The sequence below is a fragment of the Stenotrophomonas sp. A3_2 genome (assembly GCF_036624925.1).
GTDB lineage: Bacteria > Pseudomonadota > Gammaproteobacteria > Xanthomonadales > Xanthomonadaceae > Stenotrophomonas > Stenotrophomonas hibiscicola.
Genome location: NZ_JAZKVY010000290.1, coordinates 1 through 363 on the forward strand (window position 1 = coordinate 1; position 363 = coordinate 363).

Genomic DNA, 363 nt, shown 5'->3' on the forward strand with positions numbered 1-363 from the left:
CTGGAAGGGCGGCTTGGTTGCGGTGTGGAACCATTCGCGGCCGGCGTCGCGGTCGGGGCCCTTGGCGATGGCGACGAGGGGGACGTTGGTGACGCCGAGATCGGCCAGCACCGTGCTGGCGGCGGAGAATTGGCCGGCGCCGCCGTCGATGAGGACGAGATCGGGGAGGCCGGGGTCTTCGCCGGCGTCCTGCGCTTTGAGCGCCCGGCCGAAGCGGCGTTCCATGACCTCGCGCATCATGGCGAAGTCGTCGCCGGGGGTGATGGGACCCTTGATCGCGTATTTACGATAGGCGTTCTTCATGAAGCCTTCCCGGCCGGCCACGATCATCACGCCATAGGCGTTGGTGCCCATGATGTGGCT

Annotated in this window: 1 pseudogene; it reads right to left on the minus strand. The window is 67.5% G+C overall.

The features are described from left to right. Nucleotides 1-363: pseudogene (locus R5H29_RS14240) on the minus strand (excinuclease ABC subunit C); the annotation flags it as partial.